Below are 6,858 nucleotides of genomic sequence, written 5' to 3' on the forward strand. Positions count from 1 at the left end.
TGCTGCTGGACAGCACGCTGCCGCCGCAGGACCTGGACAAGGCGCGCTGGGCGATCTTCTACTCCATCTCGAACACGCAGCCGGGTCTTAAGGGCATCAGCTTCGGCAACTTCCTGCTCAAGCGCGTGGTCGAGCAGTTGCTGGAAGAGCTGCCCAAGCTGAAGGCCTTTGCCACCTTGTCGCCGATTCCGGGGTTCACGGACTGGCTGGGCAAGCAGGACGCGCAGGCCGTCGAGGCGATCGTGCGCGAAGACAAGACGCGCGCCAAGGACCGCAAGCGCGAAGGCGTGCCGGACGGGCAGCGTTGGGTCGCGCGTCTGGCCAAGGCCGCGCAGGGCAAGGCGCCCGACGTGGTCAAGCGCGCCGGCTTCCGGCTGGCGGCCTGCTATCTGCAGTCGATGAAGAACGGGCTGCCGGTCGATCCGGTGGCGCGTTTTCACCTGGGCAACGGCGCGCGCATCGAGCGGCTGAATTGGGCGGCGGACACGTCACCCAAGGGGCTCAAGCAGTCGTGCGCCATGATGGTCAATTACCTGTACGACCTGGACGAACTGGACACCAACCTTCAGCGCCTGAACGACGGCAAGCCGCAGATCAGCCGCGGCGTGGGGCGCGTGGCCTGACCGCCGGACACACGGCGGCGGGTTCCTGACAATCACAACAAGGGCAGGGGACATGACGGAGAACGTGGCAGGCCAAGGCCAAGGCAGTGTGCGGCTTGATCGCGACGGGCATCTGGCCAGGGTGACGCTATCGCACCCGGGGCGCCTGAATGCGATCACGGTCGGCATGTGGCGCGAACTGCGCGATGTATTCACGCGCATCGCGAAAGACGACGCCGTGCGCTGCGTGATCGTGCGCGGCGAGGGCGGCAACTTCGCCGCCGGCGCCGACATCCGGGAGTTTCCTGCCGAACGCGCCGACATGGCCGGCGTGCAGCGCTATCACCGCGAGATCCTGGCGCCCGCCCTGCGCGCCGTGGCCGAATGCCCGCAACCGGTCATCGCCCAGATCGAGGGCGTGTGCGTCGGCGGCGGGCTGGAAATCGCCTGCCAGTGCGACCTGCGCATCGCCGGCGCGTCGGCCCGCTTCGGCGTGCCGATCAACCGCCTGGGCTTTCCGATGGCCCCCGACGAAATGCGCGGCCTGCTGGCGCTGGCCGGCCGGGCCGCGACGCTCGCCATCCTGCTGGAAGGCCGGGTGTTCGGCGCCGCCGAAGCCAAGGACCTGGGCCTCTTGACCCGCATCGTCGACGACGGCGAGGTGGCCGCGTCCGCCCGCCGCAGCGCCGACCGCATCGCCCAAGGCGCGCCGCTGGCCGCCCGCATCAACAAACGCTTGTCCGCCAGGCTCGCCACCGGCGCCGCCTTGACCGAGGACGAGTATCGCGATTATTTCTCCTATGCCGAAAGCCGGGACCACAGAGAGGGCGTGCGCGCCTTCCTGGCCGGCGAAGACCCTTCCTTTTCCGGAGACTAGACAGGTGAGCAACGCCAACCTATACGCTGTCCTGCAAGGCGGCTTTCCCAAAGACCGCAGCAAAGTCGCGCTCGAGACGCCCGACCTCCAATACACCTGGGACGACATCGACCGCGCGACCGCGTGCCTGGCGAACCTGCTGCAATCGCTGAACCTGCCCGACGGCGCGCGCGTCGCCGTGCAGGTCGAGAAGTCGCCCGAGGCGCTGCTGCTGTACCTGGCCACGCTGCGCGCCGGCCTCGTGTACCTGCCGCTGAACACCGCGTACCGCGAATCCGAGATCGAATACTTCCTGGGCAACGCCGAGCCGTCCGTCGTGGTCTGCGCCAGCAAGAACCTGGACTGGGTCAAGCGCGCCGCCGACAAGGCCAGCTGCCCGCACGTCTACACGCTGGACGAGGACCGCACGGGCACGCTGCTGGACGCCGCGGGCGGCCTGTCCCAATCGTTCAAGACCGTTGAAAGCAAGCCGGACGACCTGGCCGCGATCCTGTACACCTCGGGCACGACGGGCCGCAGCAAGGGCGCGATGCTGTCGCACGGCAATCTGGCGGCCAATGCGCGCACCCTGCACGAATACTGGGGCTGGCGCGAGGACGACGTGCTGCTGCACATGCTGCCGATCTTCCACGTGCACGGTCTGTTCGTCGCATCGCATGGCGCGCTGCTGGCGGGCGCGCGAATGATCTGGCTGCCCAAGCTGGATGCCGACCAGGCGCTGCACTACTTGCCGCAAAGCACCGTGATGATGGGCGTGCCGACGTACTACGTGCGTCTCTTGGCCGATCCGCGCTTTACCCGCGACGTCTGCGCCAACATGCGCCTGTTCATTTCGGGCTCCGCACCGCTGCTGGCCGAAACGTTCTCCGACTTCAAGGAACGCAGCGGCCATCCCATTCTTGAGCGCTACGGCATGAGCGAGACCGTCATGCTGACCTCCAATCCGTACGACGCCGCGCTGGGCGAGCGCCTGGCCGGCACGGTCGGCCGCGCCTTGCCGGGTGTGGATGTCCGGGTGGTCGACGACGCCGGCAAGCCGCTTGCGCCGGGCGAGATCGGCAACGTGCAGGTTCGCGGTCCCAACGTGTTTTCGGGCTACTGGCGCATGCCGGAAAAGACCCGCGAGGAATTCATGGAAGACGGCTGGTTCAAGACCGGCGACGTGGGCCGCTGGGGCGGCGAGTCCGCCGGCCGCACGGCGCCGGACGATTACCTGTCCATCGTCGGCCGCAGCAAGGACCTGATCATCTCCGGCGGCTACAACGTGTACCCCAAGGAGATCGAGACGCTCATCGACGACATGCCAGGCGTGTCGGAGTCGGCCGTGATCGGCGTGCCGCACCCGGACTTCGGCGAGGCCGTGGTGGCCGTCGTGGTGCCCAAGGACGGCGCGACGCTGGACGCCTCGGCCATGCAGGCGGAGCTGAAGAGCCGCATCGCCAACTTCAAGGTGCCCAAGCGCGTGCACATCATTGACCAACTGCCGCGCAACACGATGGGCAAGGTGCAGAAGAACGTGCTGCGCGAAACCTACAAGGCGCTGTAGTCCGCATTCACCGCAGCCAAGGAGACGCACCCCCATCCAATGCCCCGATAAGACTTGCCCGCCGCATTCAGAAGAAAAAAATATCTCAGCGACGAGACGCCAAAAAACAGGCGCCGTCCCCCGATGCAGCAAGAGGAGACAAAATGACTTATCGCACCACCGCCGCGGCCGTGTTCGCCGTGGCAGCCCTGGGTTTCGGCGGCGTTGCCGCCGCGCAATGGCCCGAACGCCCCATCACGCTGATCGTTCCGTTTCCCGCCGGCGGCGGCACGGACACGTTCGCCCGTCCGCTGGCCGCGCAGCTCACCACGCAGCTCGGCCAGACGGTGGTCATCGACAACAAGGGCGGCGCGGGCGGCACCGTCGGCGCGGGCGTGGCGGCCAAGGCCAAGCCCGACGGCTACACGTTCTTCATGGGCGGCGCGCACCATGCGCTGGCGCCTTCCCTGTACAAGAGCCTGAGCTACAACATCCAGAAGGATTTCGTGCCGGTCGCGCTCGTGGCGCAGCCGCCGCAGGTTGTCGTCATCAACGCAAGCAAGCTGCCGGTCAAGACCTTGCAGGAGTTCATCGATTACGCCAAGAAGCGCCCCGGCGAAATCAACTTCGGCACGGCAGGCAAGGGCAGCACGCACCACCTGGCGGGCGAGCTGTTTGCGATGCAGACGGGGATCAAGCTGGTGGACGTGCCGTATCAGGGCGCGGGCCCCATGCTGTCGGCGCTGATCGGCGGTCAGGTGGATCTGGCGTTCGACGGGCTGGGTTCGTCGGCCGGGCATATCCGCGCCGGCGCGATCAAGCCGCTGGCGGTGGCCGCCACCGAGCGTTCGCAATCGCTGCCCGACGTGCCCACGGCCGCCGAAGCTGGCGTGCCGAACTACGTCGTGTCGACCTGGTATGCGATCTGGGCGCCCGCAGGCACGCCCAAGGAAGCCACGGAACGGATGGCCGCCGAGATCACGAAGGCGCTGAATACGCCCAAGCTGAAGGAGACCTGGGCGGGCAACGGCACGGGCGTGCCCACGCTGACCGGCGCCGAGTTCGGCAAGTTCGTCGACAGCGAAGTCCAGCGCTGGGCCAAGGTCGTCAAGGACTCCGGCGTGACGTTGGACTAAGCGGCTGGACTAAGCGGCAAGACTAAGCGCCATCAGCGCCAATCGCTGGCCTGGCTCAGCCGGGCCAGCTGGTCGCGCGTCAGCGTCAGGCTGGCGGCCTTGACCAGTTCGTCCAGCTGGGCGAGCGAGGTGGCGCTGACGATGGGCGACGTGATGCCCGGCTGCGCGATCTGCCAGGCCAGCGCGGCCTGCGCGGGCGTGCAGCCGGCGTCCTCGGCCACCTCGTCCAGCGCGTTCAGGATGCGGTAGCCGCGATCGTTCAGATACGTGTCCACGATCTTCTTGCCGCGCGCGCTCTTGCCCGCGTCATCGGGGCGACGGTATTTGCCGCTGAGAAACCCGCTTGCCAGCGCAAAATAATTGATTGTGCCCATCTGCTGGGTTTTCACCAGGCTTTGCAGCCCGGATTCGAAGGGCTCGCGCGTGTACAGGTTGTATTCGGGCTGGATGCTTTCGTAGCGCGGCAGGCTGTGCCGCTCGCTGGCGATCAGCGCTTCCGACAGCCGCACGGCCGTGTAGTTGGACGCGCCGATCGCACGTACCTTGCCGGCTTCGATGTGCTTGGCGTACTCGGCCAGCGTGTCGGTCAGCGGCGTGTCCGGGTCGTCCTGGTGCGATTGATACAGGTCCACGTAGTCCGTCTGCAATCGCGCCAGCGATGCGTCCAGCGAGCGGAGGATGTAGGCGGGCGACAGGCCTTTCTGGCCCGGCCCCATTTCCATGCCGACCTTGGTGGCGATCAGCACCTGGTCGCGCTTGCCCGAGCGCTTGAGCCATTTGCCGATCAGGGTTTCGGATTCGCCGCCCTGGTTGCCGGGGACCCAGCGCGAATACATGTCGGCCGTGTCGATGAAATTCAGGCCGGCGTCCACCAGCGCGTCCAGCAAGGAAAAGGTGCCGGCCTCGTCGACGGTCCAGCCGAAGACGTTGCCGCCGAAAGTGAGCGGGGGAACCTGCAGGCCGGATCGGCCCAGTGCGCGTTTGATCATGGTGGCCTCGGGATGCCGTCGGCGGGCACGCGGAACGGGATGAACGGCGTTCGCCCGGCGGTTTTCAGTATATTCACGCCGGCGCACCGGGGGGCGATGCCCCAGGGCGGAGCGCGCCTGTATGGATGCACCATTACAGGGATTCCCCCCAAGTCCATTTGGTGGACGGCACGTTAGACTATACGGCTTTGTGGCAGGACAAACGGATCACAAATCCGCGCCCGCCATGAAGAAACCGGCAAATTCAACAAGCAACACCAGGGTTCAAGGAGCAAACATATGCTGATCGGAAAAAAACATTTTCTGACGGTTGGCGCGATGGCGCTGGCGATGGCTATCGCCGCACCGGTCGCCGCGCAGCAAAAGTCCGTCGCGGTGACCGCCATCGTCGAGCATCCGGCGCTGGACGCCGTGCGTGACGGCGTGCAAGACGCCCTCAAGCAAGCCGGCTACGAGCCGGGCAAGAACCTGAAGTGGCAGTATCAAAGCGCGCAAGGCAACAACGGCACCGCCGCGCAGATCGCCCGCAAGTTCGTCGGCGACCGCCCGGACGCCATCGTCGCGATCGCCACCCCGTCGGCGCAGGCCGTCGTGGCCGCCACCAAGGACGTGCCGGTGGTGTATTCCGCCGTGACCGATCCGGTCGCCGCCCAACTCGTGTCCAGCATGGACGCCTCGGGCACCAACGTGACCGGCGTGTCGGACCTGCTGGCGCTGGACAAGCAGGTTGAACTCATCAAGAAGATCCTGCCCAACGCCAAGCGCGTCGGCATCGTCTACAACCCGGGCGAGGCCAACTCGGTCGTCGTCGTCAAGAAGCTCCAGGAAATCCTGCCCAAGTCGGGCATGAGCCTGGTCGAAGCCGCCGCCCCGCGCTCGGTGGACGTGGCATCCGCCGCCCGCAGCCTGATCGGCAAGGTCGACGTCATCTACACCAATACCGACAACAACGTCGTGTCGGCGTACGAGTCGCTGGTCAAGGTGGGCAACGACGCCAAGATCCCGCTGATCGCGTCGGACACCGACAGCGTCAAGCGCGGCGGCATTGCCGCCCTCGGCATCAACTACCGCGATCTGGGCGTGCAGACCGGCAAGGTCGTCGTGCGCATCCTGAAGGGCGAGAAGCCTGGCGCGATTCCGTCTGAAATCAGCTCGAAGCTTGAGCTGTACGTGAATCCGGGCGCGGCCGCCAAGCAGGGCGTGACCCTGCCCGAGGCGCTGATCAAGTCCGCCGCGGTGGTCGTGAAATAATACGGCGCGAAATCGGCCCCGCCATGCCTATCCGGCGTGCGCGGGGTTTTTCTTGCGTTTTTCGTGGTGTTTTGCTTACCCGATGTTTTTCAGGGCGGCAGCGTTCACAAGATGCTCGCGGCCCGGCTTTCGTTTCTTATCTTGATTGGATCTGACCCATGTCATTGTTCTCGTTGTTAGGCGCGCTGGAGATCGGGCTGATCTTCAGTCTGGTGGCCTTGGGCGTGTTCATCTCCTTCCGCCTGCTGCGCTTCCCGGACCTGACCGTGGACGGCAGCTTTCCGCTGGGCGGCGCAGTCTGTGCGACGCTGATCGCCTCGGGCACCGATCCGTTTTCCGCCACCATCATCGCCACGATTGCCGGCGCGGCGGCCGGGCTGGTCACGGGCTGGCTGAACGTCAAGCTCAAGATCATGGATCTCTTGGCCAGCATCCTGATGATGATCGCCCTGTATTCGATCAACCTGCGCATCATGGG

General features: G+C 66.1%; 7 protein-coding genes. 6 read left to right on the forward strand and 1 reads right to left on the reverse strand.

The annotated features are described in order from the left end of the window. The 4 genes from RT697_RS26420 to RT697_RS26435 all read left to right on the forward strand — a co-directional run. Positions 1-623: malonyl-CoA decarboxylase domain-containing protein (locus tag RT697_RS26420; protein WP_313702595.1), on the forward strand; the 623-nt coding region annotated here is incomplete at its 5' end. A 52-nt stretch (positions 624-675) separates the two neighbouring features. Next, complete coding sequence (locus RT697_RS26425) at positions 676-1,479, forward strand: enoyl-CoA hydratase/isomerase family protein (protein WP_313702596.1); 804 nt, start codon at positions 676-678, stop codon at positions 1,477-1,479. A 4-nt stretch (positions 1,480-1,483) separates the two neighbouring features. Next, positions 1,484-3,025, forward strand: coding sequence for a malonyl-CoA synthase (locus tag RT697_RS26430; RefSeq protein WP_313702597.1), 1,542 nt, complete (start codon positions 1,484-1,486; stop codon positions 3,023-3,025). A 143-nt stretch (positions 3,026-3,168) separates the two neighbouring features. Next, positions 3,169-4,140 carry a tripartite tricarboxylate transporter substrate binding protein gene (locus RT697_RS26435; protein WP_313702598.1) on the forward strand — a complete coding sequence of 324 codons (972 nt, stop codon included), beginning with the start codon at positions 3,169-3,171 and terminating at the stop codon, positions 4,138-4,140. 32 nt (positions 4,141-4,172) lie between these two features. Here the strand turns inward: RT697_RS26435 and RT697_RS26440 are convergent, their stop codons facing one another. Next, the gene (locus RT697_RS26440) at positions 4,173-5,129 is read right to left on the reverse strand and encodes an aldo/keto reductase (protein WP_313702599.1); all 957 of its coding nucleotides are present in this window, start codon (positions 5,127-5,129) and stop codon (positions 4,173-4,175) included. A 279-nt stretch (positions 5,130-5,408) separates the two neighbouring features. Here RT697_RS26440 and RT697_RS26445 point away from each other — a divergent pair, with 279 nt between their 5' ends. Together RT697_RS26445 and RT697_RS26450 are read left to right on the forward strand one after the other, a co-directional pair. Further along, positions 5,409-6,380 carry an ABC transporter substrate-binding protein gene (locus RT697_RS26445; protein WP_313702600.1) on the forward strand — a complete coding sequence of 324 codons (972 nt, stop codon included), beginning with the start codon at positions 5,409-5,411 and terminating at the stop codon, positions 6,378-6,380. Positions 6,381-6,538: 158 nt separating this feature from the next. Continuing rightward, positions 6,539-6,858, forward strand: a 320-nt coding sequence (locus RT697_RS26450; protein ID WP_409517496.1) for an ABC transporter permease subunit, incomplete at its 3' end; no start/stop codon positions are given.

Origin of the sequence: Achromobacter sp., from assembly GCF_032113835.1 — a bacterium.
Classification (GTDB): domain Bacteria; phylum Pseudomonadota; class Gammaproteobacteria; order Burkholderiales; family Burkholderiaceae_B; genus Achromobacter.